Annotated in this window: 25 protein-coding genes; 15 read left to right on the top strand and 10 right to left on the bottom strand. The window is 65.2% G+C overall.

Going from position 1 to position 25,485, the window contains the following annotated elements:
• Window positions 1–55: 55 nt before the first annotated feature.
• On the top strand, window positions 56–838 hold the full coding sequence (pcaD, locus tag ABIA90_RS28615; RefSeq protein WP_166091455.1) for a 3-oxoadipate enol-lactonase: 783 nt from the start codon (window positions 56–58) through the stop codon (window positions 836–838).
• Window positions 839–851: 13 nt separating this feature from the next.
• Complete coding sequence (locus tag ABIA90_RS28610; protein ID WP_039152041.1) at window positions 852–1,244, top strand: carboxymuconolactone decarboxylase family protein; 393 nt, start codon at window positions 852–854, stop codon at window positions 1,242–1,244.
• Here ABIA90_RS28610 and ABIA90_RS28605 read toward each other — a convergent pair.
• Both ABIA90_RS28605 and ABIA90_RS28600 read right to left on the bottom strand, forming a co-directional pair.
• Entirely contained in the window at window positions 1,206–1,742 is a 537-nt protein-coding gene (locus ABIA90_RS28605) for a hypothetical protein (protein WP_354120578.1), read from the bottom strand. The two genes, ABIA90_RS28610 and ABIA90_RS28605, sit on opposite strands and share 39 nt — an antisense overlap.
• A gap of 182 nt (window positions 1,743–1,924) precedes the next feature.
• On the bottom strand, window positions 1,925–2,083 hold the full coding sequence (locus ABIA90_RS28600) for a hypothetical protein (RefSeq protein ID WP_166091448.1): 159 nt from the start codon (window positions 2,081–2,083) through the stop codon (window positions 1,925–1,927).
• A 289-nt stretch (window positions 2,084–2,372) separates the two neighbouring features.
• Between ABIA90_RS28600 and ABIA90_RS28595 the strand changes: the two genes are divergently transcribed.
• From ABIA90_RS28595 to ABIA90_RS28575, 5 genes are all read left to right on the top strand, one after another.
• Window positions 2,373–3,290, top strand: coding sequence for an ABC transporter permease subunit (locus tag ABIA90_RS28595; RefSeq protein WP_028147449.1), 918 nt, complete (start codon window positions 2,373–2,375; stop codon window positions 3,288–3,290).
• A 10-nt stretch (window positions 3,291–3,300) separates the two neighbouring features.
• Entirely contained in the window at window positions 3,301–4,620 is a 1,320-nt protein-coding gene (livM, locus tag ABIA90_RS28590; protein WP_166091443.1) for a high-affinity branched-chain amino acid ABC transporter permease LivM, read from the top strand.
• Window positions 4,617–5,462, top strand: coding sequence for an ABC transporter ATP-binding protein (locus ABIA90_RS28585; RefSeq protein ID WP_208072043.1), 846 nt, complete (start codon window positions 4,617–4,619; stop codon window positions 5,460–5,462). Before livM ends, ABIA90_RS28585 begins: the two co-directional genes overlap by 4 nt.
• Window positions 5,459–6,202: an ABC transporter ATP-binding protein gene (locus tag ABIA90_RS28580; protein ID WP_247309389.1), complete on the top strand. Its 744-nt coding sequence runs from the start codon at window positions 5,459–5,461 to the stop codon at window positions 6,200–6,202. The genes ABIA90_RS28585 and ABIA90_RS28580 overlap by 4 nt, the downstream gene beginning before the upstream one ends.
• 159 nt (window positions 6,203–6,361) lie before the next feature.
• The gene (locus tag ABIA90_RS28575; protein ID WP_028147453.1) at window positions 6,362–7,480 is read left to right on the top strand and encodes a branched-chain amino acid ABC transporter substrate-binding protein; all 1,119 of its coding nucleotides are present in this window, start codon (window positions 6,362–6,364) and stop codon (window positions 7,478–7,480) included.
• Window positions 7,481–7,554: 74 nt separating this feature from the next.
• On the opposite strand, the gene ABIA90_RS28570 is transcribed toward ABIA90_RS28575, so the two are convergent.
• Window positions 7,555–7,941, bottom strand: coding sequence for a response regulator (locus ABIA90_RS28570; protein ID WP_354120579.1), 387 nt, complete (start codon window positions 7,939–7,941; stop codon window positions 7,555–7,557).
• A 195-nt stretch (window positions 7,942–8,136) separates the two neighbouring features.
• On the opposite strand from ABIA90_RS28570, the gene ABIA90_RS28565 reads away from it, so the two are divergent.
• Together ABIA90_RS28565 and ABIA90_RS28560 are read left to right on the top strand one after the other, a co-directional pair.
• Window positions 8,137–10,989 carry a PAS domain S-box protein gene (locus ABIA90_RS28565; RefSeq protein ID WP_354120580.1) on the top strand — a complete coding sequence of 951 codons (2,853 nt, stop codon included), beginning with the start codon at window positions 8,137–8,139 and terminating at the stop codon, window positions 10,987–10,989.
• 54 nt (window positions 10,990–11,043) lie between these two features.
• The gene (locus ABIA90_RS28560) at window positions 11,044–12,042 is read left to right on the top strand and encodes a P1 family peptidase (RefSeq protein WP_354120581.1); all 999 of its coding nucleotides are present in this window, start codon (window positions 11,044–11,046) and stop codon (window positions 12,040–12,042) included.
• A gap of 213 nt (window positions 12,043–12,255) precedes the next feature.
• Here the strand turns inward: ABIA90_RS28560 and ABIA90_RS28555 are convergent, their stop codons facing one another.
• A complete protein-coding gene (locus ABIA90_RS28555) occupies window positions 12,256–13,044 on the bottom strand; it encodes an EF-hand domain-containing protein (protein WP_354120582.1) in 789 nt (262 codons plus the stop codon).
• Window positions 13,045–13,295: 251 nt separating this feature from the next.
• On the opposite strand from ABIA90_RS28555, the gene rpe reads away from it, so the two are divergent.
• Together rpe and ABIA90_RS28545 are read left to right on the top strand one after the other, a co-directional pair.
• Entirely contained in the window at window positions 13,296–13,997 is a 702-nt protein-coding gene (gene rpe / locus ABIA90_RS28550) for a ribulose-phosphate 3-epimerase (RefSeq protein ID WP_248878613.1), read from the top strand.
• A 500-nt stretch (window positions 13,998–14,497) separates the two neighbouring features.
• Window positions 14,498–14,689 carry a hypothetical protein gene (locus ABIA90_RS28545; protein ID WP_014494175.1) on the top strand — a complete coding sequence of 64 codons (192 nt, stop codon included), beginning with the start codon at window positions 14,498–14,500 and terminating at the stop codon, window positions 14,687–14,689.
• 6 nt (window positions 14,690–14,695) lie between these two features.
• On the opposite strand, the gene ABIA90_RS28540 is transcribed toward ABIA90_RS28545, so the two are convergent.
• From ABIA90_RS28540 to ABIA90_RS28520, 5 genes are all read right to left on the bottom strand, one after another.
• Window positions 14,696–16,129 carry a serine/threonine protein kinase gene (locus ABIA90_RS28540; RefSeq protein ID WP_231142281.1) on the bottom strand — a complete coding sequence of 478 codons (1,434 nt, stop codon included), beginning with the start codon at window positions 16,127–16,129 and terminating at the stop codon, window positions 14,696–14,698.
• 5 nt (window positions 16,130–16,134) lie between these two features.
• A complete protein-coding gene (locus tag ABIA90_RS28535; RefSeq protein WP_354120583.1) occupies window positions 16,135–16,875 on the bottom strand; it encodes a metallophosphoesterase family protein in 741 nt (246 codons plus the stop codon).
• A 117-nt stretch (window positions 16,876–16,992) separates the two neighbouring features.
• Window positions 16,993–17,598, bottom strand: a complete 606-nt coding sequence (locus ABIA90_RS28530) for a hypothetical protein (protein WP_354120584.1) — start codon at window positions 17,596–17,598, stop codon at window positions 16,993–16,995.
• Window positions 17,591–18,277: a DUF2135 domain-containing protein gene (locus tag ABIA90_RS28525; protein WP_028147462.1), complete on the bottom strand. Its 687-nt coding sequence runs from the start codon at window positions 18,275–18,277 to the stop codon at window positions 17,591–17,593. The genes ABIA90_RS28530 and ABIA90_RS28525 overlap by 8 nt, the downstream gene beginning before the upstream one ends.
• Window positions 18,274–19,044, bottom strand: a complete 771-nt coding sequence (locus ABIA90_RS28520) for a MotA/TolQ/ExbB proton channel family protein (RefSeq protein ID WP_063982393.1) — start codon at window positions 19,042–19,044, stop codon at window positions 18,274–18,276. Before ABIA90_RS28520 ends, ABIA90_RS28525 begins: the two co-directional genes overlap by 4 nt.
• Window positions 19,045–19,244: 200 nt before the next feature.
• On the opposite strand from ABIA90_RS28520, the gene ABIA90_RS28515 reads away from it, so the two are divergent.
• From ABIA90_RS28515 to ABIA90_RS28505, 3 genes are all read left to right on the top strand, one after another.
• Window positions 19,245–20,615, top strand: a complete 1,371-nt coding sequence (locus tag ABIA90_RS28515; RefSeq protein ID WP_166342493.1) for a sensor histidine kinase — start codon at window positions 19,245–19,247, stop codon at window positions 20,613–20,615.
• Window positions 20,616–20,622: 7 nt separating this feature from the next.
• On the top strand, window positions 20,623–21,273 hold the full coding sequence (locus tag ABIA90_RS28510; protein WP_014494168.1) for a response regulator: 651 nt from the start codon (window positions 20,623–20,625) through the stop codon (window positions 21,271–21,273).
• 223 nt (window positions 21,274–21,496) lie between these two features.
• Entirely contained in the window at window positions 21,497–22,528 is a 1,032-nt protein-coding gene (locus tag ABIA90_RS28505) for an MBL fold metallo-hydrolase (RefSeq protein ID WP_354120712.1), read from the top strand.
• 424 nt (window positions 22,529–22,952) lie between these two features.
• On the opposite strand, the gene ABIA90_RS28500 is transcribed toward ABIA90_RS28505, so the two are convergent.
• The gene (locus ABIA90_RS28500) at window positions 22,953–23,540 is read right to left on the bottom strand and encodes a TetR/AcrR family transcriptional regulator (protein ID WP_354120585.1); all 588 of its coding nucleotides are present in this window, start codon (window positions 23,538–23,540) and stop codon (window positions 22,953–22,955) included.
• 561 nt (window positions 23,541–24,101) lie between these two features.
• Here ABIA90_RS28500 and purB point away from each other — a divergent pair.
• Window positions 24,102–25,409: an adenylosuccinate lyase gene (gene purB / locus ABIA90_RS28495; RefSeq protein WP_014494164.1), complete on the top strand. Its 1,308-nt coding sequence runs from the start codon at window positions 24,102–24,104 to the stop codon at window positions 25,407–25,409.
• Window positions 25,410–25,485 lie beyond the last annotated feature (76 nt).

Raw genomic sequence — 25,485 nt, 5'->3', positions numbered from 1 at the left:
TCGGAAAACCGCTCCACACTTTTCCGGATCATGCTCCAGAACGGAGACGCCCAGCATGCCCATGATCGATGCCGACGGTTGCCTGATCAACGTCTCCGTCGAGGGCCGCGACGGCGGGCCGACGCTGATGCTGTCCAATTCGCTCGGCTGCACGCTGCAGATGTGGGAGCCGCAGATGAAGGCGTTGACGCAGGTGTTCCGCGTCATCCGCTACGACCGCCGCGGCCACGGCAAGTCCAACGTTCCGCCTGCCCCCTATACGATGGAGCGCTTCGGCCGCGACGTGCTGGCAATCCTCGACGACCTCAACATCGAGAAGGTGCATTGGTGCGGCCTGTCGATGGGCGGCATGGTCGGGCAATGGCTAGGGGCCAATGCGCCGGAGCGCTTCGGCAAGCTCATCCTCGCCAACACCTCCTGCTACTACGCCGAGCCGACCAAATGGCTGGAGCGCATCGACGCAGTAAAGAAGGGCGGCATCGCCGCGGTGGCCGATGCCGTGATCGCGGGCTGGCTGACCCAGGATTTCCGCGAGCGTGAGCCGCAGATCACGGCGAAGATGAAGTCGATGCTGCTCGCCTCCCCCGTCGAGGGCTATCTCGCCTGCTGCGAGGCGCTGTCGACGCTCGATCAGCGCGAGATGCTCGCCAAGATCAAGAGCCCGACGCTGGTGATCGCCGGCCGCCACGACATGGCGACGCCGATCTCGGCGGGTGAATTGATCCGCTCCAACATTCCCGGCGCCAGCATGACCATCATCGACGCCGCGCACATTTCCAATGTCGAGCAGCCGCACGCGTTCACCGACGCGGTGGTGGGTTTCCTGACGCAGCGCTAGCCGGAGAAAAAACATGGACGACCAGAAGCGCCGCGATGCCGGCATGAACGTGCGCCGGAAGGTTTTGGGCAATGCCTGGGTCGACAAGTCGATCGCAGGCCGCAATGCCTTCAACACCGACTTCCAGGACATGATCACGCGCTATGCCTGGGGCGAGATCTGGACGCGGCCGCATTTCGACGAGCGCACGCGGCGCGTGCTCGTGATCGGCACCATGGTCGCGCTGGGGCAATGGGACGAATTCCGCCTGCATGTGCGCGCGGCGCTCGCCGAGGGCGGCTTCACCCCCGACGACATCAAGGAAATCCTGCTTCAGCAGGCAATCTATTGCGGCGTGCCGGCGGCGAACCACGCCGTCAAGGAAGCCTCAGCCATTGTGCAGGAGCTCGGCCTGCTCAAGAGCTAGTGGCGCGTCGGTCTCGACGGTCTCCCGAACGTTCTTGGGCGCCGGCGCGGGCCGTTCGATCACCACCACGATGGCAGCGCCGAGCAGCAGCAGGAGCTCGGTGGCATGCAGCCGGAGCGCGGCCATCTCGCCGACCTTCGAGGCCATCAACATGCTTGTAAACGAGATGAGGCTGCCGATCGCAAGCGCAATGCCGAGCGCCTCGTCGCTGCCGCCATTCTTGCGGACGCGCGGAATGCAAAGAAGCGCGAGATAGATGGCAAAGAACGCCACCACCGTCAGCCGGCCCAGTGCCAGCAGCCAGGCGGCACGCACAGTGCTCATCCCCGCCATCTGAAGATGATCGCTGAGGAACAGCGCCACCGCGACACTCGGCCGCTCGTAGAGGCCATGCACCGGTGCCACCATGATGTTGAAGGCCACGAGCGTCCAGGCCGGGATGAAATAGGCCGCCAGCAGGGCGCCGTTGACCGAACCGATCCGCCAATTCCTGAACATGCCGCTTCCCGCTTCGCTCGCTGCGCGCCTTCCATGGGAAGGCTTTGCCGAGGAGCTAACTCGCATCAGAGTATGGCGGCAATTTAAACCCTTTGTTTACCTTAACCGGCCCGCCGGGCGGCGCGCCCACGAAAAAAGGCCCCGCCTCCGGGCGGGGCCCTCTTCACGTCTAGGCTCCGAAACTACTTGTCCTGACCGTGCTGGCCGCCCTGTTGCTGGCCGGGCTTCTCGCCCTGGCGCTGCGGATCCTGCTGCTGCTGTCCGGGTTTCTGCCCGCCACCCTGCTGCTGCCCGGGTTTCTGAGTCTGCTGGCCCGGATTCTGATCTTGCTGCTTCGACATTTGGGGGAACTCCCTAGTTGGACCTCAGAGGAGAGACAACGGCCGGGATTCAGTTTGGTTGCTTTGCGGAACCCGGTTCCTCGCACCTGCGGAACCGAAATGACATCCGTAGCGAAATGACCTCTGTACAAGCCTTTGTGTCGAGGCATGGCCAGTTGCAGCCACCAGTTCCCTCCTGTTACAAAACGGGAAGAATGCTTAGGGGCTGCCGGGGCCCGAGAAGAAACTCAATCACACTTTCTCTCGAAGAGCTCCCTTTGAGCCGCGTCAGGTTTGGTAACGGCAGCCCATGGATTATTTCGCCCAGCAGCTCATCAACGGTCTCGTTCTGGGCTCGATCTACGGCCTGATCGCCATCGGCTATACGATGGTCTACGGCATCGTCGGCATGATCAATTTCGCCCATGGCGATGTCTTCATGATCGGCGGCTTCATCGCCCTGATCACCTTCCTGATCCTGATCTCGCTCGGCCTGACCGCGATCCCGGTGATCCTGCTGGTGGTGCTGCTGGTGTCGATGGCGATCACCGCGCTCTACGGCTGGACCATCGAGCGCATTGCCTACCGGCCCCTGCGCCATTCCTTCCGCCTCGCCCCGATGCTGTCGGCGATCGGCATGTCCTTCGTGCTGACGAATTACTCGCAGGTCGCGCAGGGCGCCCGCGTCAAGCCGATCCCGCCCTTCATCACCGGCGGCTATACGCTGCACGAAAGCGCGGACGGTTTTGTGATCCAGCTCTCCAACATCCAGATCATGGTGGTTCTCACCACCATCGTGCTGCTTGGGATCTTCACCTGGCTGGTGTCGCGCACCCGGCTCGGCCGCGACATGCGGGCCTGCGAGCAGGACCAGACCATGGCGGCGCTGCTCGGCGTCAACGTCGACCGCACCATCTCCATGACCTTCGTGATCGGCGCCGCACTCGCCGCGGTCGCGGGCCTGATGTACCTGCTCTATTACGGCCTGGTGGATTTCTTCATGGGCTTCGTCGCCGGCATCAAGGCGTTCACCGCGGCGGTGCTCGGCGGCATCGGCTCGCTGCCTGGCGCCATGCTGGGCGGTCTCGCGATCGGCCTGATCGAGACGTTCTGGTCGGCCTATTTCTCGGTCGAGTACAAGGACGTCGCGGCGTTCTCGATCCTGATCGTCGTGCTGATCTTCATGCCGACCGGCCTGCTCGGCCGTCCCGAAGTCGAAAAAGTCTGACGGTCGCCGCGTGACAATTCTCTCGAGCAATACGGCCAAACCTGCAACGGACATCCCCGCTCTGCTGAAGACGGCCTTCGTCAACGCCCTGATCGCGCTGGTGCTGTTCTCGCTGATGGTCGGCGTCCGCACCGAAGCGGGTTCCGACGGCCAGCTCACCTATTGGACCCGCTTCGGCGAGGTCGCCTCCCTCGTTGCCGCCGTGTTCGGCGGCTCGATCGTGCTCGGGCTGTTGCGACAGTGGATCGGTTCCAGCGGCACCGACAAGCTGGTGCCGCCGGCTATACGCAGCGGCATGTCGTTTCTGGGCCGTTACTTGGCGCCCGCACTTCTGATCTTCACGGTGCTTGTGCCGGTGATCTTCTATGATCAGCGCTATATCCTCGACCTCGCGATCCTCGTGCTCACCTATGTCATGCTCGGCTGGGGGCTGAACGTCGTGGTCGGGCTCGCCGGCCTGCTCGACCTCGGCTACGTCGCCTTCTATGCGGTCGGCGCCTATTCCTACGCGCTGCTGGCGACCAATTTCGGCTGGTCGTTCTGGGTCTGCCTGCCGCTCGCCGGCATCCTCGCCGCGTTCTGGGGCGTGCTGCTCGGCTTCCCCGTGCTGCGCCTGCGCGGCGACTATCTCGCCATCGTGACGCTCGCCTTCGGCGAGATCATCCGCCTCGTCATCATCAACTGGCAGAGCCTCACCGGCGGCCCCAACGGCGTCTCCAGCATTCCCCGTCCCTCGTTCTTCGGCATCCCGCTGGACAACAGCGACAACGGGCTCGCCGCCAGGCTCGGCATCGAATATTCGCCGACCCAGCGCATCGTCTTCCTGTTCTACCTGATCCTGGCGCTTGCGCTGCTCACCAACTGGGTGACGATCCGGCTGCGCCGCCTGCCGATCGGCCGCGCCTGGGAGGCCTTGCGCGAGGACGAGGTCGCCTGCCGCGCGCTCGGCATCAACACCACGACCACCAAGCTCACGGCGTTCGCGACCGGCGCCATGTTCGGCGGCTTTGCCGGTGCGTTCTTCGCGACGCGCCAGGGCTTCATCAGTCCGGAATCCTTCACCTTCCAGGAATCGGCGCTGGTGCTCGCCATCGTCGTGCTCGGCGGCATGGGCTCGCAACTCGGCGTCGCGCTCGCCGCGCTCGCCATGATCGGCGGCTTCGAGCTGTTCCGCAGCCTCGAGACCTACCGCATGCTGGTGTTCGGCATGGCCATGGTGCTGATCATGATCTGGCGGCCGCGCGGCCTGATCGGCCATCGCGCGCCGACCGTGTATCTGACCAAGGCGCAGGCGATCTCTTCCGACCTCGTCAAGGAAGGGCACGGATGAGCGCCGACAAGATTAGCGACAAGATTCTTGGCGTCGATCGGCTGACCATGCGCTTCGGTGGCATCGTCGCCGTGCAGGACCTGTCGTTTGCGGCCGAACGGAAGAAGATCACCGCGCTGATCGGACCGAACGGCGCCGGCAAGACCACCGTGTTCAACTGCATCACCGGCTTCTACAAGCCGAGCGGCGGCGCCATTCGCCTCACCCATGACGACGGCAAGGTGATTGCGCTGGAGCGGCTGAACGATTTCCGCATCGCCAAGCAGGCCAAGGTCGCGCGCACCTTCCAGAACATCCGCCTGTTTCCCGGCATGACCGCGCTGGAAAACCTGATGGTGGCGCAGCACAACGCGTTGATGCGCGCCTCCGGCTTCACTTTTCTCGGCCTCATCGGCGCGCCCGGCTACCGCGACGCCGAAAAGCGCGCGATCGACCTCGCCACCGACTGGCTGAAGCGGGTCAATCTGCTCGACCGCGCCGACGATGCCGCCGGCAATTTCGCCTATGGCGACCAGCGCCGGCTCGAGATTGCGCGCGCGATGTGCACCGAGCCCGCGCTATTGTGCCTGGACGAACCCGCCGCGGGTCTCAACGCGCGCGAGAGCGCAGCCTTGAGCGAGCTCCTGCTCTCGATCCGCAACGAGCTCGGCACCTCGATCCTGCTGATCGAGCACGATATGTCGGTCGTGATGGAGATCTCCGACCACATCGTGGTGATGGACCATGGCGTCAAGATCGCGGAAGGCTCTCCGCGCGAGATCCGCGACGATCCCAAGGTGATCGCCGCCTATCTCGGCACCGACGAGGAAGAGGCCGTGGCGGTGATGGAGAGCGGGTCGTGACGTCGGCGTCCACTCCCCTCCTCTCGATCCGGGGCCTGCGCGCCGCCTACGGCAAGATCGAGGCGCTAAAGGGCGTCGATGTCGAGATCAGCGCCGGCGAGATCGTCGCGCTGATCGGCGCCAACGGCGCCGGCAAGTCGACGCTGATGATGACGATCTTCGGCAAGCCGCGCGCCCGCGCCGGCCAGATCCTGTACGAAGGCCGAGACATCACCGACGTTCCCACCCATGAGATCGCCCATTTGCGCATCGCGCAATCGCCGGAAGGCCGCCGCATCTTCCCGCGCATGAGCGTCGCGGAAAACCTCCAGATGGGGGCGGATGCCACCGGATGCACCGACGCCGAACGCGAGGCCACGCTGCAACGCGTGTTCACGCTGTTCCCGCGCCTGAAGGAGCGCTACGCCCAGCGCGGCGGAACGCTGTCCGGCGGCGAGCAGCAGATGCTGGCAATCGGCCGCGCTCTGATGAGCCGCCCCCGCCTGCTTCTGCTCGACGAGCCCTCGCTCGGGCTGGCGCCGCTGATCGCGCGCCAGATTTTCGATGCGATCCGCACCCTGAACCGCCAGGACGGCCTGACGGTCCTGATCGTCGAGCAGAACGCCAACCATGCGCTGAAGCTCGCCCATCGCGGTTACGTCATGGTCAACGGCCTGATCACGCTGGCCGGGACCGGCGCCGAGTTGTTGCAGCGCCCCGAGATTCGCGCCGCCTACCTGGAGGGCGGCCGGCACGGCTGAGGTTGCCGACGGGGAGCGCGTGCGGCCGAATGTGGCGAGATATCTCCGCCAATGCCCGTATTTTGCCGGTGACTTCTCCCGAGATTCATTCAAGAATGGCGCCGGTTTAGACCGGGCGTACCCGGCAACTTCCACAGTCGACCACCCGCGAGGTATCTCATGAAATCACTGAAGCTCATCGGTCTGGCATTCGGCGCGTCGATCGCGCTATCGAGCGCGGCTTTCGCGCAGGATGTCACCGTCGCAGTCGCAGGCCCGATGACCGGCGGAGAATCCGCCTTCGGCCGCCAGATGAAGAACGGCGCCGAGATGGCCGTGGCTGACATCAACGCCGCCGGCGGCGTCAACGGCAAGAAGCTCGCGCTCAACGTCGAGGACGACGCCTGCGACCCGAAGCAGGCGCGCTCGATCGCCGAAAAGATCGCCGGCGCAAAAATCCCGTTCGTGGCCGGGCACTATTGCTCGTCGTCGTCGATCCCCGCCTCCGAAGCCTATGCCGACGGCAACGTGCTCCAGATTACCCCCGCCTCGACCAATCCGAAGTTCACCGATAGCGGACTCTGGAACGTGGCGCGCGTCTGCGGCCGTGACGACCAGCAGGGCCTGGTCGCGGCGCAGTACATCGCCAAGAACTACAAGGGCAAGAACATCGCGATCCTCAACGACAAGACCACCTACGGCAAGGGTCTCGCCGACGAGACCAAGAAGGCGCTCAACAAGGCCGGCATCACCGAGAAGATGTACGAGTCCTACAACAAGGGCGACAAGGACTTCAACGCGATCGTCTCGCGCCTGAAGCGCGACAACATCGACCTCGTCTATGTCGGCGGCTATCATCAGGAGAGCGGCCTGATCCTGCGCCAGATGCGTGACCAGGGCCTCAAGACGATCCTGATGGCCGGCGACGCGCTCGCCGACAAGGAGTACGCCTCCATCACCGGTCCGGCCGGCGAAGGCACGTTGTTCACCTTCGGCCCCGATCCGCGCAACAAGCCGACCGCGAAGAAGATCGTCGACGCGTTCAAGGCCAAGAACATCGACCCCGAGGGCTATACGCTCTACACCTACGCGGCGATGCAGGTCTGGTCGCAGGCGGCAAAGAAGGCCGGCACCACGGACGCCAAGAAGGTCATGGCGGCGATCAAGGCCGGCAAGTGGGACACCGTGATCGGCCCGATCGAGTATGACGCCAAGGGCGACATCAAGCAGCTCGACTATGTCGTCTACAAATGGGACGCCAAGGGCGGCTACGCCGAGATCAAGGGCAACGGCACCTGAGACAGGATGCCTGACCTTTTAACCGGATCAATCCAACGCCCCGGTTCGCCGGGGCGTTTTCTTTCGCCGTGCGGTCACACGGCTGCGGAGAGCTCGCCGCCCGCCGCAGCCTGGGCCTTGTGGAGCGCTTGCAGGAGATCGTTCGGCCGAAATGGCTTTTGCAGGCATACCACGTCGGCCAGACCAGGCGCCTCGCCCATGAAATCCAGCGCGGTCATGCCGGAGACCGCGACGATCGGGAACCCGGGAACTCGCTCGCGAATGGCCGCCATGACGTCAACGCCGCTGGTGTCGGCCAGGAAAATATCGACGATCGCGGCATCGAAAGCGCTCTCGCTGAAGGCTTTCAGGCCCGCTGCGCCGCTCTCGGCTTCGACGACGTCAAAGCGGTTGACCCGAAGCACGATCGCGACCATGGCGCGGACCTCCTTCTGGTCGTCGACAACGAGAACACGGCGCATGGGAACAACTCCCGGATACGTATCATTATTTGGTTCAATTCACCGCAAGTGCCCGGCAAGGCAGTATGGGTCTGTCCCGGTAAATCACCTCTTACCAGCTACCTGTTCCAAGTCCCACCCCAAGTTAAACAAGCTGTAACCTTCGGTTGAGTCGCATGCGCTTTCTGTCAGGATGCGCGCCCGGAGCGGGCTACCATGCGGGTAGCGGCTTCCCGGCCGGAAGAGATTGACGTAGGAGGTCATCATGCCGGCTTACGAGAGATCGACGTGCTAGCGCCTAACGACCGAAGCACATTCCTGTCGACCTTGCCGGCTACGCGAAGCGATCGCAGGGCTGCGTTGGCGATCGTCGGCATCTCCGCGATCCTGTTCGCACTGGCGGTACCGTTTGCGGGCTTGCCGCTCGCACAGGTGCCGGCCTTCGTGGCGAGCTACCAGTCGGCGCTCGCGGTCAGCGACATCATCACCGCCGTTTTGCTGCTGTCGCAGTTCGCCGTGCTGCGCAGCCGCGCGCTGCTGCTGCTGTCGATCGGCTATATGTTCACGGCGGGCGCCGCGGTGACCCACGCCCTCACCTTCCCCGGGCTGTTCGCCCCGGCCGGATTGTTCGGTGCAGGCCCGCAGACCACAGTCTGGCTCTACATGATCTGGCACGCCGGTTTCCCGCTGTTCGTGCTGGCCTATGCCTGGCTCAAGGACGGCAACGGCGGCAACAGGGTTGCGGGCGCGACGGCTCCCGCGATCGCACTTTCCGTCGCCGGCGTGTTCGTCGCGTTGACCGTCTTCGCCTGGCTGGTGACTGCGCAGCACGGCCTGCTGCCGGTCCTGCTCAAGGACGGCCACTACACCCCCACCATGATCGGCGTGGTGTCGTTCGTGTGGTCCCTCAGCTTCGCGGCGCTGGTCACGCTGTGGTTTCGCAAGCCGCACACGGTGATCGACATCTGGCTCATGGTCACGATGTGCGCCTGGCTGTTCGACATCGCGCTGTCGGCGATCGTCAACGTCGCGCGTTTCGACCTCGGCTTCTATGCCGGCCGGCTCTACGGCCTCGGTGCGTCGAGTTTCGTGCTCGCGGTGCTGCTGATCGAGAACGTGCGTCTCCAGGCCAACACCGCAGGAATGGTCGGCGCGCTGCAGCGGCAGTCGAGCTCGGAGCGGAACTATTATGCCGAGCGCGAGCGGCTGTTCAGCGCCGTCGTCGAGTCCTCCAACGACGCCATCATCACGAAGTCGCTCGACGGCACCATCACGTCCTGGAACAAGGCGGCCGAGCGCGTCTTCGGCTACTCCGCCAGCGAGGCGATCGGCCGCCAGGTCGATATCATCATGCCCGAGGGGCAGCGCGAGGAAGTCGCCGAAATGCTGGCCCGCACCCGCAACGGCGAGGTCATCGACCAGCACGAGACCGTGCGGCTGCACAAGAGTGGCCAGCCGATCGACGTCCTGCTGAGCCAGGTCCCGCTGCGATCGACCGACGGCAAGATCATCGGCGCCTCCAAGGTCGCTCGCGACATCACCGAGCGGAAGCGGGCGGAATCCGCCCTCAACCGCGAGATCGAGGAGCGCCAGCGCATCTTCGAGACCTCGCAGGACCTGATCCTCGTGACGGACGGTTACGGCAATTTCATCCAGATCAGCCCGAGCGTGAAGGACATCCTCGGGTACAAGCCGGAGGACATGATCGGGCACAGCGCCATCGAGTTCATTCACCCCGATGACCTCGACAACACCCGCAGCGAGATGCGCGCGGCGCGGCGTGGCGCGGTCAAGCGCAGCTTCGAGGCGCGCTACTACCACTACGACGGTCACGAGGTGACGCTGAACTGGATGGGCACCTGGTCGGAGCCTGTGAAGCGCCATTTCTTCATCGGCCGCGACCTCACCGAGAAGCAGGCCGCGGAGGCCCAGCTCAGGCAGGTCCAGAAAATGGACTCCATCGGCCAGCTGACCGGCGGCGTCGCCCACGATTTCAACAACGTGCTGACCGTCATCACCGGCACGATCGGCATCCTCGCGGATGCGGTGGCCGACCGTCCTGAGCTCGCCGCCATCACCAAGCTGATCGACGACGCCGCCGAGCGCGGCGCGCAACTGACCAAGCACCTGCTTGCCTTTGCCCGCAAGCAGCCGCTCCAGCCGCGCGAGATCGACGTCAATGCGCTGGCGCTCGAGGCCGCCAAGCTGCTGCACCCGACCCTCGGCGAGCAGATCACCATCATGCCGCAGCTCACCGAGGATGCCTGGCCGGCGCTGGTCGACCCGGGCCAGCTTTCCACCGCGATCCTCAATCTCGCGCTGAACGCGCGCGACGCCATGCCGGACGGCGGCACATTGGTGCTGGAGACCCGCAACATCTTCCTCGACGACGGCTATGCCAGCATGAATCCCGACGTCGTCGCCGGCAGCTATGTGATGATCGCGGTCAGCGACACCGGCACCGGCATTCCACCGGACCTGATGGAGCGGGTGTTCGACCCGTTCTTCACCACCAAGGAGGTCGGCAAGGGCACCGGGCTCGGGCTCAGCATGGTGTTCGGCTTCGTCAAGCAGTCCGGCGGCCACATCAAGATCTACAGCGAGGAAGGCCACGGCACGAGCGTGAAGATCTACCTGCCGCGCTCGAGCGGCGTGCAGGAGAGCGAGTACGAGTCGCTCCAGAACGTGCCCATCGCCGGCGGCGACGAGAAGATCCTGATCGTCGAGGACGACGCGCTGGTACGGCAATATGTCGTGACCCAGATCAAGAGCCTCGGCTATGCCGCGCTCGAAGCCGCCAACGCCGCCGAAGCCCTCACCATCATCGATGCCGACAAGGGCATCGACCTGCTCTTCACCGACATCATCATGCCGGGCCACATGAACGGCCGCCAGCTCGCGGACGAGGCGGTACGGCGGCGTCCCGACCTGAAGACGCTGTTCACCTCGGGCTACACCGAGAACGCCATCGTCCATCACGGCCGGCTCGATTCCGGCGTGCTGCTGCTGGCCAAGCCCTACCGCAAATCCGAGCTTGCCAAGATGCTCAGGACGGCGCTGGCGAGTTGAGCGCGCGGCATCGGTGCGCTATCGCTGATGCCTGAAGCGCATGGAGTGCCGGCCTTGAAAAACCTGCTTACCGATATCGCCGGCGTCCGCGTCGGCCATGCCGAGGATGCGAAAGTCGCCTCCGGCACGACAGCGATCATCTTCGATGCCCCGGCGGTCGCGGCGATCGACGTGCGCGGCGGCGGGCCCGGCACGCGCGAGGATGCGCTGCTCGATCTTGCCAGCACGGTCGAGCGCATCGATGCGATCGCGCTGTCCGGCGGCTCCGCCTTCGGCATCGAGACCGGCGGCGGCGTCCAGGCCTGGCTTGCGGAACAGGGCCGCGGTTTCCGGATTCGCGAGGCGGTGATCCCGATCGTGCCGGGCGCCATCGTGTTCGATCTGCTCAACGGCGGCGACAAGGCCTGGGGTCGCTTCGCGCCCTATCGCGATCTCGGTTACGCAGCAGCTGTGGCCGCGGGCCACGACTTCGCGCTGGGCAGCGTCGGCGCAGGCCTCGGCTGTACCACCGCGACCTTCAAGGGCGGGCTCGGCTCGGCTTCAGCGGTCCTGCCCAACGGCATCAAGGTGGCCGCCATCATGGTCGTCAACGCGGTCGGCAGCGCAACCGTCGGCGAGGGACCGTGGTTCTGGGCGGCGCCGTTCGAGGAGAACGGCGAGTTCGGCGGGCGCGGCCTGCCATCCAAATTCACGCCTGACATGCTGGCGATGCGCATCAAGGGCGGCCCGGCCGCAAGCGCGCGCGAGAACACCACGATCGGCCTCGTCGTCACCGATGCCACGCTGACCAAGGCCCAGGCCAAGCGGCTGGCGATGATCGCGCACACCGGATTTGCCCGCGCCATCTATCCCGTGCATGCCCCGACCGACGGCGACGTGCTGTTTGCGGCTGCGACCTGTGAGAAGCCGATCGAGCCGCTGGTCGGCCTCACCGAACTCGGCACGGTCGCCGCCAACGTGGTCGCGCGCGCGATCGCGCGCGGCGTCTACAGCGCGACGTCGCTGCCGTTTCCCGGTGCGCTGCCGGCGTGGAAGGATCGGTTTGGCGCGTAAGGCGCACGCGCCTCCCATCACATATCGCGCGTCATCGCCCGGCGAAGACCGGGCGATCCAGTATTCCAGAGACAGTTGTGATTGAACCGAGGAGCCGCGGCGTACCGGATGCCCCGGTCCCGGCTCCGCCAAGGCTACGCCGGGGCCACAAGGGTGCTCGGCCGCCGAAGCTTTAGCTAAGGCGGCAAGCCGGCGCATGACAGCGAGTGGGCGTCAGACGCTCATCGACATCGACGAGCCGGCGGTCGCTGAGGTGCCTTGGCCCTGCCCGCCTTGCCGCTGCATCAACTGCGCGAACAGATCGTAGGCCGAATTGCGAGAGGCGCTGGAGGCGCCCGGGACCGTCGTCGACATCTTGAAGCCGTCGGCATAGGTGACGGTGGTGGTGGTCGAGCCGTCGGCAGCGGTCGTCGTGGTCGAGGTCGATCCGCCGCTCGACTTCGAGGCGGAATCCGATCCATCGCCGGAGCCGCTGGCACCGTGGGCATGGCCGTGATGGCCGCTCTTCAGCGCCTTCGACATCTCATCCAGGCTGACGCTGCCGTCGGAATTCGTATCCATCTTCGAGAACACGTCATCGGCCTGCGCGAGGTTGGTGCCGCCGGCCCCGAGCGCGTTCTCGAATTCGGACTTGGTGATCTTGCCGTCGCCGTCCCCGTCGATCTGGGAGAACAAGTCCTTCAGCGCGGCGTCGCGGCTCGTCGAGGTCGAAGACGTCGAGCTCGACGAGGTCGAGCTGGCCGTGCTGCCGGTGCCGCTGGACGACTGGCTCTGCGCGGCGAACAGCGCGTTCATCGTCTCCGGCGAGATCTGCGGAGTTTTGCCCGCATTGACCAACGAGGTCGCGCCGCTGGTCGTGCTGCTGCCGCTGTCGATCGCGAACGGATTGGTCGGCGCGCTCTGCGAAGACCCCGACTTCTGGGTCGACGAGGACGATTTCGAGTTCGTCAGCGACTGGATCGCGTCGAGCGCGCTCGATACGGCACCAAGGGCAAACAACATTGCACAACTCCAACGATGCGGCACGCCGCAGCCAATGTTCTGCCGGTGATGTCAGCAAGCGTCGTGCCAGCGCAAAAAGCCCAATGAAATCTGCGTTCGCGACGCCTGGCGCGGCTCGGGAACACCGGCAATTCATGCCGGTCGCGGCAGAAATTTCCGCCCACAGGAAGCACACCACCCCTGCATTGCCCGGCTGAGAGGCCCATGTTAGGCGAGCATCATCTTTCACGGCCGCCACGGGACACCGCGCCATGACCCAAGCCTTCACTCCCCGCCCCCTGGCCATCGCGCCCTCGATCCTGGCCTCGGACTTCTCCAGGCTCGGCGAAGAGGTGCGCGCGGTGGACGCGGCCGGCGCCGACTGGATCCATCTCGACGTGATGGACGGACATTTTGTGCCCAACATCTCCTACGGCCCCGACGTCATCAAGGCGATGCGCCCGCACACCAAGAAGATCTTCGACGCGCATCTGATGATCTCGCCCTGCGACCCCTATCTCGAGGCCTTCGCCAAAGCCGGCTGTGACCACATCACCGTGCATGCGGAAGCAGGTCCCCATCTGCACCGCTCGCTCCAGGCGATCCGCGCGCTCGGCAAGAAGGCCGGTGTCTCGCTCAACCCGGGCACGCCGATCAGCGTGCTCGAATACGTCATCGACCTCGTCGACCTCGTGCTGGTGATGTCGGTCAATCCCGGCTTCGGCGGCCAGGCCTTCATCCCGTCTGCGATCGGCAAGATCCGCGACATCCGCGCGATGACGGCGGGACGTCCGATCGACATCGAGGTCGATGGCGGCGTCGGTCCCGATGTCGCGGGTCCCCTGGCCGCGGCGGGCGCCAACGCCTTCGTCGCCGGCACCTCCGTGTTCAGGGGCGGCACGCAGGAAGCGTACAAGACCAACATCGCCGCGATCCGCAACGCCGCCGCAGGCGCACGCGGCGAGGCGATCTGAAGCACAAGCAACATATTTGCTGAAAAGCTGCGGGTCTTACGGGCGTTGCGACGCGCAATGCCTAAATTGCACCTTGATCCGTACTCCTCCGGGCTTCCCTGATTCGTGCAAATCACCGCTAGTGATTCCTGCCTGTTTTCGCGGGAGCACATCATGACGACGACCCTGGTTTGGACTGGCGTGGCGTTGTGGCTTGGTTTCAGTGCGTTTGTTGTGTTTGGCCCATCGGCCGGACCGGCGAGGGTGCCGGCACGTTCGGCCCGCATCGTCCGTCGCGACTGGTATCGGGCCTGAGCCCATTCAGATCGCGCTCGTGAAGCGTCAAGCGAAGCGCAGGTGCCGCATCCCGCGGCGCCCGCATCCTGACCTCGACTATTTCTTCGGTCGGCTCGAACGCACCGAAGACGAGAGGCGCGACGACACCGGGCCCGAGATGGCGGACCCGGATCACCCGCTCCGGTCACCGCGCCGGCATTGAATTCTGTTCTGGACCACGCCCGATGAAACCGCACTGCCCGAACTGCCTGAAGGAAATGACCAAGGCATCCGCGTCGCGTAACCTCTTCAATTGCGAGCCCTGCCGCGAGATCATCCAGTATTTCGGCGGCGGCGCGGATCACGGCGAGCCCGGCCCGCAATTCTGCTGGCCGATCCGCCGCAAGCGCTCCGTCCACGCCGCCCACGCGGCGTGATCTTTCCTAGCCCCACACGACGCCGGCGTCCGGTTTCGCCGCAGCCATCCGCGGCGGCCGCACCACGGTGACGGTGCAGGCCGCCTCCGAGGCCACCTTGGCCGAGACGCTGCCGAGCAGCGTGCGGCGGAACGAGCTCTGCCGTGCGCCGATGATGACGTGGTCGACCTGATTGATCTCGGCGAATTCCAACAGCGCCGCGGCGGGGTCGACGGCCTCCAGCACGTGAACCGACAGCCGGCTCTCGTCCAGCTTGAGCGGCGTCGCCCAATGCCGGAGCGCGACCAGGCGGTCGATATGCTTGTTGGAGCCCTGCTCGTCGAGCGTCCGGTCGATCGCGATGCGGTTGAGCTTGAGCACGTTGACGCAGGCAAGCCGCGCCGACGGCAGCGTCGCGAGAATGCGCTCGGTCGTCACGCGCAGCGCCTCGTTCAGCTCGCCCGCGCCTTCCACCGTGTCGAGCGCGACCGCGAGGATCGGGCTGGAGGCGATTTGCGCGGCGACGTCCGATTTCGCGCGCGGCGCCATGACACCCAGGTTGAAGCGCCGCCGCCAGGCGACGCTCAAGGGGTCGCGCTTCAGCCGTTCCGAACGCGCGGTGAGCCTGACCTGGTCCGGATGAGCGAGATCGAAGGCGAGCTGGGACGCGGTCGGATAGCGCCGCACCGGCTCGATCTCGAGACAGCGCAGCACCACCTCCTGAAGCCAGGGCGGATAGTCCGCGCGCAATTCGCGCGGCGGGTGCGGATCGCGCCACAGCCGGCGACGCATCGCGCGCAGCGTCTCGCCCTCGCCGAAGGGACGCTCGCCGGTGGTGAAGAAATAGAGCAGCACGCCCAGCGAAAACAGATCGCTGCGCGGATCGTCGCGTACTCCCAACAGCCGCTCGGGCGCCATGTAGGGCGCGGTGCCGTAAGGCAGGCGGAATTCTTCCTGCAACAGGTCCGGCAGATGGTTGTGGTGCGACAGGCCGTAATCGATCAGGACCGCCTCGCCGCTATCGCGGAACATGATGCTGCTCGGCTTGATGTCGTGATGGATCACGTTCTGCCGGTGCAGATCGGCCAGCGCGGCGGCGATCTTCGCGACGAGCTGCCGCGCCTCCTCGTATGGGAGCGGCAGGTCGGGCAGCCGCTTGTAGAGCGTGGTCCCGGGAATGCGCTCGATCACGGCGTAGGCCTGGTGCGCGAAGTCGCCGGTGCCGAAACATGAGGGCACGTGCGGCCCGGCGAGCCGCGGCAAGATCATCATCTCCATCTCGAACGAGACGATCGCGGCGGGGTCCTCGCCCTCCGACACCCGCGGAATCTTCATCAGCAGCGGCACGTCGATGCCGGGATGGGTGACGGTCCACAGCGTCGCCATGCCGCCGGCATGGACGCATTCACCGATGGTGTAGCCGTCGATCTCGGCGCCTGATTTGACCAGGGATTGCGGCATCGCCGTTAGCGTCCCTGCGACAGCCGGTCGGCGAGCCAGGGCGGCAGGCCGTTCTCGCGAATCTTGTTCGCCGCGCTCGCGATGTCATAGGGCGCGCGGCAATAGGTGATCTGGCACGACACGGTGTCGAACAGCACGAAGGCTGCGGATGGATCGCCATCGCGAGGCTGGCCGACCGAGCCGAGCACGGCCAGCCATTGCCGCCCGCGCAGCAGCGGCACGGAAACGTCGGTCTTGGGCACGAGGCCCGTCATCTTCGCCGTCACCGACATCGAATAGAGCGCCGGGCGATGGATGTGGCCGCAGAAGGTGACATGGGCGGGCGTCGCTATCAGGCTCTTGGCGGCATCCGCCGTCGAACGGACATAGTGCCAGCGCTGCGGGCTCGAGGCCTCCGAGTGGACGTAAAGGCGCTCCTTCTCGTCCACCAGCATCGGCAGCTCGGCGAGGAATCGCCGCTGCGCGACGTCGAGCCGCCCGCGCGTCCATTCGATCGCGATCTGCGCCTCCGCATTCATGGCTTCGGTCGTGGTGTTGACCGCCTCGTCATGATTGCCGCGGACGACGATGGCGCCCTCCCGGACCAGACCCATCACGGTATCCACGACCCATTCCGGATCGGCGCCATAGCCGACGAAGTCGCCGAGCAGGACGAACCGCTCCGCGCCCTTCGCGCGGGCAACCTTCAGGCAGGCCTCGAACGCCTGCCGGTTGCCGTGGATATCCGAGAAGACAGCGAGAAGCACGCACCCTCCACCCCAAAGGCCTTATCGGAAGCCGATAAGGCCAAATTGAGGGACGTCAAGAAGATGCGCCAGTGCGGGTGCGTTTTCCAGCGTGCCCCTGTCGCGATGGTGAAGAGCCTATTGCTCGTCCTTCGGCGGCATCCGGGGCGGCGGAATCGGGGTGAACACCGCGCCTTGCGCGCCGGCGGGTGGTACCAGAAATTCGCCGGTCGAGGAATCGCCGCCGGTGGTCTCCAAAATGGTCTTCGGCGTCACATATTCCCGGACCATGTCAATGAGACTGCCATCACCGCCGCCGAAATCGGCGGCACGGCCGCCTTGCGGATGTCCCAACGCGATCTCGTTCTCCGCCGCATGGGTCTTGTCGGCCAGCCTGTCATTGTAGGGCACACGAAAGGCGCGCGGGATGCCGCTCGGGCGATTGTCCTCGTCGAGCTGCTCGACCCAGAGATAGATCGAGCCGGGATCGCCTTCCAGCGAATGCGGCTCGACGATGCGGGCCTTCAGCAGCTTGAAGGTCGCCGGCAGCCGGTCGGCGCTGGCCCAGCCGAGCAGTCCGCGCATCTCGGTGAAGCTGACGACATAAAAGGCGCTGGTCACGACCACTGCGACCGCCTTGAACGACCAGTGCAGCCGCGCATAGACCAGCACGACCAGCAACAACGCGCCGATGACGGCGTAGGCGACCGACAGCGTGAGGATGACCGTTTGCAGGCTAGTCACGGCGCACCCTCACAGCGTTCTTGCTCACCCCCGTCCGCGGGTCGAGATCGGCGCCGTTGCGCCAACTGCTGCGGAACGTCTCCAGCAGCGATTTCGGCCGCTGGTCCACATTGACGACCTTGCCCTCGGCATCGAGCCGGAACCGCACCGCGGTCTTCTCGTCGCCGGTGTGATCGAGCGTGAATTTGTTGTCGAAGACCACCTGCGCGGTCGGATTGAGCTTCTGCACCTTCACATTGGCCTGGACCGGTTCGCCGGTCGTCGCCACGAAATGCGAGACGTTGACGGTGTATTCGCCGGCGAGGATGCCGCGCACCGTGACGATCTCCTCGCGGATCGGCGAGGCGATCTTCTTGCCGTTGACCATGATGAAGTCGTTGGCCCCGCCCCGGTCGTCGCGATCGAGCGTGAGGAAGCCGGCTTCGCGGTGGCGATACCAGGCGATGTTGCCGGCGGGATCCTGCACGAACAGGTCGAGATCGTCTGGATGGCTGTCCGGCCAGTCCAGCGTGATCATGAACTCGGCCTTGGAATCGATCTTGCCGTCCTTGGCATCGGGCGACACCGCGAGGAGCGCGAGGAAGAACAGGAAAGCGATCACCTGGAGCGCCTTGAACAGCATCACGCCCAGCGGATCGAACGGCTCCTCGCGCGGATAGAGACCAAAGTCATCCATCATGACGCGGTTCCAGTGCCTTTGCGCTCCAGCACCGGTGTCACATAGGTCTCGGTCAGCACCACCGCGTCCGAGAACACCCGCTGGGTCGCGGCATCCAGCATGTAATACTGGATGCGCACCAGGATCGAGCCGACGAGGCCCGCCAGCGTCGTGTACATCGCGACCGCCATGCCGTCGCTCATCAGCCCCATCGAGGAACGCATCGCGACCTTGTCGGCGGCGTCCAGCCCCGCGATCGGCGCCAGCATGATGATGAAGCCGATGATGGTGCCGAGCAGGCCGAGCTTCATCAGCGTGTCCGAGACGAAGGCACCGAACCCGTTGGAGCCGCGCAGCCGGTCGGCCAGCGTCCGCAGCAGCAGCGTCTGGTCGACCGCCCGGTAGTCCTGCGCGGACGCTTTCGTCACGAGGCTCTCGATGTGGTCCCGCACCAGCCCGCGTGGCAGCGCGGCCGCGCTGCCGTCGAGCACCTTGCTGCCCCCGGGCGCCGCGAGCACCGCCCGGCACCGCCGCGCCGCCGCGCCTTCACGGGCGATCGCCCGTGTCCGCAGGAAGCAGTGGCCGCAGGTAAGGACATAGAGCAGCGCGATCACGCTGGAAATGTAGGTGCGGTCCGAGGTCAGCATCAGGCGGATCAGGCCGAAGCGCCACAGCAGCACGACGGCGAAGATCGACAGTCCGGTGAAGATCATCCAGAACAGCAGCGCGCTGCGCTCGGATGGGTCGGCAGCAGACCCCGCGATCGGTCCAATCGTCATCGAACTCATGCTGCACTGCTCCTGGCTTGCAGGGATTGGCCTGCAACGATTCCACCCCGATTAGATCAAAGCCGCCGCGCGCGGTCCAAAGAGCCATGCCCAATCCGGCTTGGGAAATTTGCCCGAACTGCAATCCGGCCCAAACCCCGCAATTGGCAAGGCGCGGCGGCGTTGTTAGGCTGACCCTACCAAACGTTGAGGGTGATCGCATGCGCCTCGTGCTTCAGCTTGTCGCCCGTCTGCTTCTCATTGTCGCGCTCTGCCTTGGCGCTGCGACCGTCTGGGCCACGTTCGACGCCTATCGCAGCGTCGACCGGGCGACCGCGGCCTCGGCGCAGCGGGTCGCACAGGCGCTTCAGGCGCTGTACTGGCACGAGTTCTTGTTGCGCAGCAGCAGAACGCGCGAGCAGCTCTTGCCGGTTCCGGAGTGGCGCACCCTGGAGACGATGAAGCTGATCTCGCCCGGCGTCTGCGTCGAGTTCCAGCCGGCCATCGCATTCGAAAGGCCGCTCTGCGGCCAGAGCGTGGGGCTAGGCAAGACGCCGCCGCACTGGTTCACCGCGATCGTACCCATCTTCCTCGGCAGCCACGCCGAAGTGATAAGGCCCGTCAGTCCCCGCGCGGCAGCCGCCGGAACGGTCGTCGCGACGCCGGATGCGGCAGCGGCCATCTCGCTTGCCTGGGAGTATCTCCTCAACGTGGTCGATGTCGCGCTTCTGATGGCGGCGGCGATCGCGCTGCTGGCGTCGCTCGCCATCGCGCACGCGCTGGCACCGGCGCGCACCATCGTCGCCGCGCTCCAGCGCATGGCGCGGGGCCAGTATCGCACGAAACTGCCGCGCTTCCGCTCCATGGAGCTGGCGATGATCGGCAGCGCCGTCGGCGAGCTCGGCGGCCGGCTGGAGGAAGCCACCGAACAGCGCGCGGCGCTGACAAGGCGGCTGATCGAGATCCGTGACGACGAACGCCGCGCGCTCGCCCGCGAGCTGCACGACGAGTTCGGCCAAAATCTCTCCGCCATCCTCGCCTTCGCCAACACGATCGAGACCGCAAGCGCGAAGGAGAGCAAGGATAACGCAATCGCGCAGGACGCGCGCATGATCTCGCAGGCCACCCATCATCTGATGGCCTCGCTGCGTGATGCGCTCAAACGCCTGCGCAATCCCCTGCCCGAGGAGCTCGGGCTCGAGGCCAGCCTGGTCAATTTGGTGGACAGCTGGCGCTCGCAAAGCGCAGCGCAGCCGACCATCCGGCTCGATCTCAGGGGCGACCTCACCGACATCAGCGGCCCGGCCGCCACCACCGCCTATCGCGTGGCGCAGGAATGCCTGACCAACGCACTGCGCCACAGCTCGGCGCGCGAGATCTCCTTGCGCATCGAGCGGCGCGCCGGTGACGACGACGCGTTGCTGATCCGTGTCGAGGACGACGGCGGCGGCGACGCCGCGCGCGTGGCGCAGTCGGCCGGCTTCGGCCTCACCGGCATCCGCGAGCGGGTCGCGGCGGCCGGCGGATCGCTGTCGATCCTGCCTGCGCGAGGAGGCCTCAGCGTCGCCGCCACCATCCCGCTCGCCGCATGAGGCCGACATGAGCGATGTTGCGGCAACAGGCATCTCCGTGCTGCTGGTCGACGATCATCCGATCGTGCGGCAAGGCTACCGGCGCGTGCTGGAGAGCCAGGGCGATCTCCATGTCGTGGCGGAAGCCGACAACGCGGCCGACGCCTACGGCGCCTTCAAGGCGCACGACCCTGATGTCGTCTTGCTGGATATCTCGATGCCCGGCGCGAGCGGGCTGGAGGCGATCCGCAACATCCGCGCGCGCAGCCCGCGGGCCCGCATCCTCGTCTTCACCATGCACAACGAAGCCGTGCTGGTGAAAGCCGCCTTCAGCGCCGGCGCCAGCGGCTTCGTCACCAAGAGCAGCGAACCCTCCGCAGTCGTCACCGCGATCCGTAGCGTTGCGCGCGGCGAGCGCGCCATGAGCGACGACATCGCACATATCCTGGCCGAGGACAGCCTGTCGGCGGGCTCGGCGCTGGACCAACTGGGTGAGCGCGAGATCGAGATCCTGCGCCAATTCGCCGGCGGCGCGACGACCGAGCAGATTGCTGCGCATCTCAATCTCAGCGTCAAGACGGTGCAGAACTATCACTATTTGATCAAGACCAAGACCGGCGCGCGCACCGACGCGCAACTGGTGCGGCTGGCAGCGAGCTGCGGGCTGACGAGGATCTAGAGCTTCGCGGCTGGACGCCTATCCGGTTCCGGCCGACCGCCCCAACGAAGGTCTCCAGTCGCTCTCGGATTGTGCTAGGCTCGATCGCAGCCACGGCATCCGGCGCGAGACCGCCGGTGTATGTCTGTTGGGCTCCGATCTTGACGCGAGCCTTTTGGCCCGGCTCTTTCGAAGCCGCCCTCGTTCCCGTTGTATGTTTCGCACGACAACAGGAGACGCTTCCATGAAGATCAGGGACAGTCTTCTTGCCGCACTGATCGCCTTCAACGTTTTCGCGATCGGAACTGCCGAGTGCGCAGCAGCCGAGGCGAAAGACCAGATCACCATTCTTTATGACGCCTTCGGCACAAATGACGCGATGACAAAGGACTGGGGTTTTTCCGCCCTTGTCGAAGTCGCGGGAAAACGCATCTTGTTCGACACGGGTAACGACCCCGAGATCTTCGCGGCAAACGTGAAGGCCAGGGGCGTCAACCTCTCGGACCTCGACTTTGTCGTTCTTTCGCACCGCCACTCCGATCATATGGCGGGCTTGTCCTACGTCCTGAGCGTCAATCCGACCGTCAAGATCTACGCGCCGAAGGAAGGATTTGGCATCTACGGCTCTTCGCTGCCCTCCGGCTTCTTCCGGAAGGACGAGGCCTTGCCGCCGGAGATGCGGTACTACGGAGGCAAGCCCCCAGCGGTGATGAAGTTCGGCTCGGCATGGGCCAACGCAAACTTCGAACTGATCGATCAGACGACCGAGATTGCTCCTGGGATCACGCTGATTTCGCTGATCTCCGACGCGCCCGGAACAAGAGAGCTCAAGGAGCTGTCTCTGGCCGTCAACACCGCAGAAGGCGTAGTCCTTCTGGTCGGTTGTTCGCACCCCGGAATCGAGCGCATTGTCGAAGCGGCGACCGGTATCAATCCCAGGATTCATCTCATCGCCGGCGGATTTCATCTGGTCGTGGCGCCTGACGATGCAATCGCGAAAGTCGTTACCGCTCTCAAGGACAGGTTCAAGGTCGACGCCGTAGCACCGGGGCATTGCACCGGTGAGCCGACTTTTGCCGCGCTCAAGAAGGCGTTCGGCGACAGCTATCTCTATGCCGGCCTCGGCACGTCGATTCCGGTTGGAACGAGTGGGAATGCCAGACGCGGGGAAGGTCCAACGCTTGACGACCTTGCGACATATCGGAAACTGGCCGGGCGCGAAGACCCGTTCGGCATCTTGCGGTCGCGCAGCCAGCGGTCGGGATCCGCGCTCTAGCGCGCGCGGTTCGCGCCTTTATCCAGCGCGTGAGGCGAGCGGAATGGAACCGACACCGTCGCGCTTTGGTTAGCAGCAGAGTGAAGGGAGTTGCGCCATGAGTAAGGCCATGCACCGAACGGTCGTCGATCCTCCGCTCCTCACCGTGGGCGAACTCATCGACGAACTCTGCCGCTTGCCGGATACGGCCGTCGTCCACTTCCGCTGCCCCGCACTCGATCAGGAGCTTACATTCTACCGCATTCGGAAGCGGTCGAAGGACGCTGTCGAAATCGCGGTGAACAGATATCCGGAGAGCCCGCCGGTTGTCCCATCTTCCAACGGAAGGCAATCGACCCACTCGCCTGCCCTTCGCGAGGAGGCCCTTTTGCACAAGGCGAAAGGCTGAATCGACAGTTACACGCTTTGGCGGGACCGTGTCGGTCTAGGCCGCCTTCAACCCGCGCAGCACCAGCGCCAGGGTCGCATCGACACGAGCGGGCAGATCGGCGTCCTTCCACTCGTCGGCATGTGCCGGGTGGTGGAAGCGGACGGTGGCATCGAAGATGGCGCGGGCGGTGGCCTTGACGTCGCCCACCTCGAACACGCCCTGCTTCACGCCGTCGGTCAGGATCGACGCGATCTGGTCGATCATGGTGTCCTTATGGCACTTGACGGCAGCGCAAGCTTCGCGCGCCAGCGTCAGATAGGTGTCGAACATCTCGGGATCGTCGAGCACGCGCGAGCGCTTGGCGGCGAACAGTGTGCGCAGCCAGCGGTCGAGTCGCGCCGGCGCCGGCCCCTGCTCCTCTGCGATCGCCAGCAACGGCGCGTCGATGCGATCCAGCCAGCGTTTGGCGACGGCCTCGCGCAGCGAGGCCTTGCTCGGGAAATGGCGATAGACGCTGCCGTGGCTCACATCGAGCGCACGGGCAACGTCAACCACGGTGGCCTTGGCGAGTCCGTAGCGCCGCAGAACGTCCTCGGTGACTTCGAGGATCCGCTCCGGCGTCAATACAACGGCTTCATTCATGCCAGCACCTTGTTCCCGTTCAGGGTTCACCCGGCGATGGAGCTGCTTCCGAAGCGCCCGTGCCGGTCGTTTCGGAAAGCTCTCGCCTTAATGAGGCAGTTTTGCAGCCTGCGCCGCGATCTGGCGCGCAACCAGTAAATTGAGCCAATGCCCAATCGTTCCGGTGAAGTTGATGATTTCGGTCGTCATTGTCTTAAGTCTCCATTCGTCCGCGGTCCCAACCTCCTTATGTCCCGCGATCCGCAACTGTTTCGGACCTCGGGCTCCCCGGGCGGGTCGCCGCGGGACGCCCAATCGGAGCGTCCGAGAACGGATATACACGTCTCGCTGACAGATTTCAATATCTGTCAGTCAATGATCCGTGATTGACAGTTAATTTTTGTGGGCGGCGTCTCCTCAGCTTGGGCTGGTCCAGGGGCGGTGGATAGCTCGCCGATCCCCCTCGCCTGGGGTCCAGATCGTTTGTTTCGCCCTGCCCGCTCTGCTAAATCACGGCGTAAAAAGCATTTTGGCCGGTCGCCGCCCCCTTGGGCCGCCCGCCCACCTTCCTGGAGCAGTCTGATGATCCCCCGCTATACCCGCCCGGAAATGGCCTCGATCTGGGAGCCGCAGACCCGGTTCAAGATCTGGTTCGAGATCGAGGCGCACGCGGCGGACGCTCTCGCCGAGCTCGGAACGATCCCCAAGGAGGCCGCGAAGACGGTCTGGGCCAAGGCCAAGGACGCCACTTTCGACGTCGCCCGCATCGATGAGATCGAGCGCGAGACCAAGCACGACGTCATCGCCTTCCTGACTCACCTTGCCGAAATCGTCGGCCCCGAGGCGCGCTTCGTGCACCAGGGCATGACCTCCTCCGATGTGCTCGACACCTGCCTCAACGTCCAGCTCACCCGCGCCGCCGACCTCCTGCTCGCCGATCTCGACAAGGTGCTGGCCGCGCTGAAGAAGCGTGCCTTCGAGCACAAGATGACGCCGACGATCGGCCGCAGCCACGGCATCCACGCCGAGCCTGTGACCTTCGGCCTCAAGCTCGCTTATGCCTATGCCGAATTCTCGCGCGCCAAGGAGCGCCTGATCGCGGCGCGCAAGGAAGTCGCGACCTGCGCCATCTCCGGCGCCGTCGGCACCTTCGCGCAGATCGACCCGCGCGTCGAAGAGCACGTCGCCAAGGCGATGGGCCTCGTCCCCGAGCCGATCTCCACTCAGGTCATCCCGCGCGACCGCCACGCGATGTATTTCTCGACGCTTGGCGTGATCGCCTCCTCGGTCGAGCGTATCGCGGTGGAGATCCGCCACATGCAGCGCACCGAGGTGCTAGAGGCCGAGGAGTTCTTCTCGGAAGGACAGAAGGGCTCGTCCGCGATGCCGCACAAGCGCAACCCGGTGCTGTCGGAAAACCTCACCGGCCTCTCCCGCATGGTCCGCGCCTATGTGACGCCGGCCCTGGAAAACGTCGTGCTCTGGCACGAGCGCGACATCTCGCACTCCTCCGCCGAGCGCATGATGGGCCCGGATGCGACCGTGACGCTCGACTTCGCGCTGGTGCGCCTCGCCGGCCTGATCGACAAGCTGCTGGTGTACCCCGCCAACATGCAGAAGAACCTCGACCGCCTCGGCGGTCTCGTGCATTCGCAGCGCGTGCTGCTGGCACTGACCCAGAAGGGCGCAAGCCGCGAGGACGCCTACAAGCTGGTGCAGCGCAACGCGATGCCGGTCTGGCGCGGCGAAGGCGACTTCCTCCAGCTCCTGAAGAAGGACACTGAAGTGAAGAAGTATCTCACCGACGCCGAGATCGAGGAGCAGTTCGACCTCGGCTATCACCTCAAGCACGTCGATACGATCTTCAAGCGCGTGTTCGGCGAGAGCTGAGCGCGCGTCCGTAGAAGCTGCCGGGTGGTTAGCCGCAGGCATCACCCACCATTCCTCGTGACACGGCGGTGGGTTA

It is taken from the genome of Bradyrhizobium sp. LA6.8 (genome assembly GCF_040547935.1).
GTDB classification, from domain to species: domain Bacteria; phylum Pseudomonadota; class Alphaproteobacteria; order Rhizobiales; family Xanthobacteraceae; genus Bradyrhizobium; species Bradyrhizobium barranii.
Note: the sequence above shows the minus strand (reverse complement) of the source record. Positions and strands in the feature narration are given on the sequence as shown.

Excerpts from the sequence above, each read along its gene's own strand:
- ABIA90_RS28505 (WP_354120712.1), top strand. The coding sequence starts at position 21,497 with ATGAAGATCAGGGACAGTCTTCTTGCCGCACTGATCGCCTTCAACGTT.
- ABIA90_RS28545 (WP_014494175.1), top strand. The coding sequence starts at position 14,498 with ATGAAACCGCACTGCCCGAACTGCCTGAAGGAAATGACCAAGGCATCC.
- ABIA90_RS28555 (WP_354120582.1), bottom strand. The coding sequence starts at position 13,044 with ATGTTGTTTGCCCTTGGTGCCGTATCGAGCGCGCTCGACGCGATCCAG.
- purB (WP_014494164.1), top strand. The coding sequence starts at position 24,102 with ATGATCCCCCGCTATACCCGCCCGGAAATGGCCTCGATCTGGGAGCCG.
- ABIA90_RS28565 (WP_354120580.1), top strand. The coding sequence starts at position 8,137 with ATGCGGGTAGCGGCTTCCCGGCCGGAAGAGATTGACGTAGGAGGTCAT.
- ABIA90_RS28610 (WP_039152041.1), top strand. The coding sequence starts at position 852 with ATGGACGACCAGAAGCGCCGCGATGCCGGCATGAACGTGCGCCGGAAG.
- ABIA90_RS28510 (WP_014494168.1), top strand. The coding sequence starts at position 20,623 with ATGAGCGATGTTGCGGCAACAGGCATCTCCGTGCTGCTGGTCGACGAT.
- ABIA90_RS28540 (WP_231142281.1), bottom strand. The coding sequence starts at position 16,129 with ATGCCGCAATCCCTGGTCAAATCAGGCGCCGAGATCGACGGCTACACC.
- ABIA90_RS28500 (WP_354120585.1), bottom strand. The coding sequence starts at position 23,540 with ATGAATGAAGCCGTTGTATTGACGCCGGAGCGGATCCTCGAAGTCACC.
- ABIA90_RS28605 (WP_354120578.1), bottom strand. The coding sequence starts at position 1,742 with ATGTTCAGGAATTGGCGGATCGGTTCGGTCAACGGCGCCCTGCTGGCG.
- rpe (WP_248878613.1), top strand. The coding sequence starts at position 13,296 with ATGACCCAAGCCTTCACTCCCCGCCCCCTGGCCATCGCGCCCTCGATC.
- ABIA90_RS28595 (WP_028147449.1), top strand. The coding sequence starts at position 2,373 with ATGGATTATTTCGCCCAGCAGCTCATCAACGGTCTCGTTCTGGGCTCG.
- ABIA90_RS28585 (WP_208072043.1), top strand. The coding sequence starts at position 4,617 with ATGAGCGCCGACAAGATTAGCGACAAGATTCTTGGCGTCGATCGGCTG.
- ABIA90_RS28600 (WP_166091448.1), bottom strand. The coding sequence starts at position 2,083 with ATGTCGAAGCAGCAAGATCAGAATCCGGGCCAGCAGACTCAGAAACCC.
- ABIA90_RS28520 (WP_063982393.1), bottom strand. The coding sequence starts at position 19,044 with ATGAGTTCGATGACGATTGGACCGATCGCGGGGTCTGCTGCCGACCCA.
- ABIA90_RS28525 (WP_028147462.1), bottom strand. The coding sequence starts at position 18,277 with ATGATGGATGACTTTGGTCTCTATCCGCGCGAGGAGCCGTTCGATCCG.
- ABIA90_RS28570 (WP_354120579.1), bottom strand. The coding sequence starts at position 7,941 with ATGCGCCGTGTTCTCGTTGTCGACGACCAGAAGGAGGTCCGCGCCATG.
- ABIA90_RS28515 (WP_166342493.1), top strand. The coding sequence starts at position 19,245 with ATGCGCCTCGTGCTTCAGCTTGTCGCCCGTCTGCTTCTCATTGTCGCG.
- ABIA90_RS28575 (WP_028147453.1), top strand. The coding sequence starts at position 6,362 with ATGAAATCACTGAAGCTCATCGGTCTGGCATTCGGCGCGTCGATCGCG.
- pcaD (WP_166091455.1), top strand. The coding sequence starts at position 56 with ATGCCCATGATCGATGCCGACGGTTGCCTGATCAACGTCTCCGTCGAG.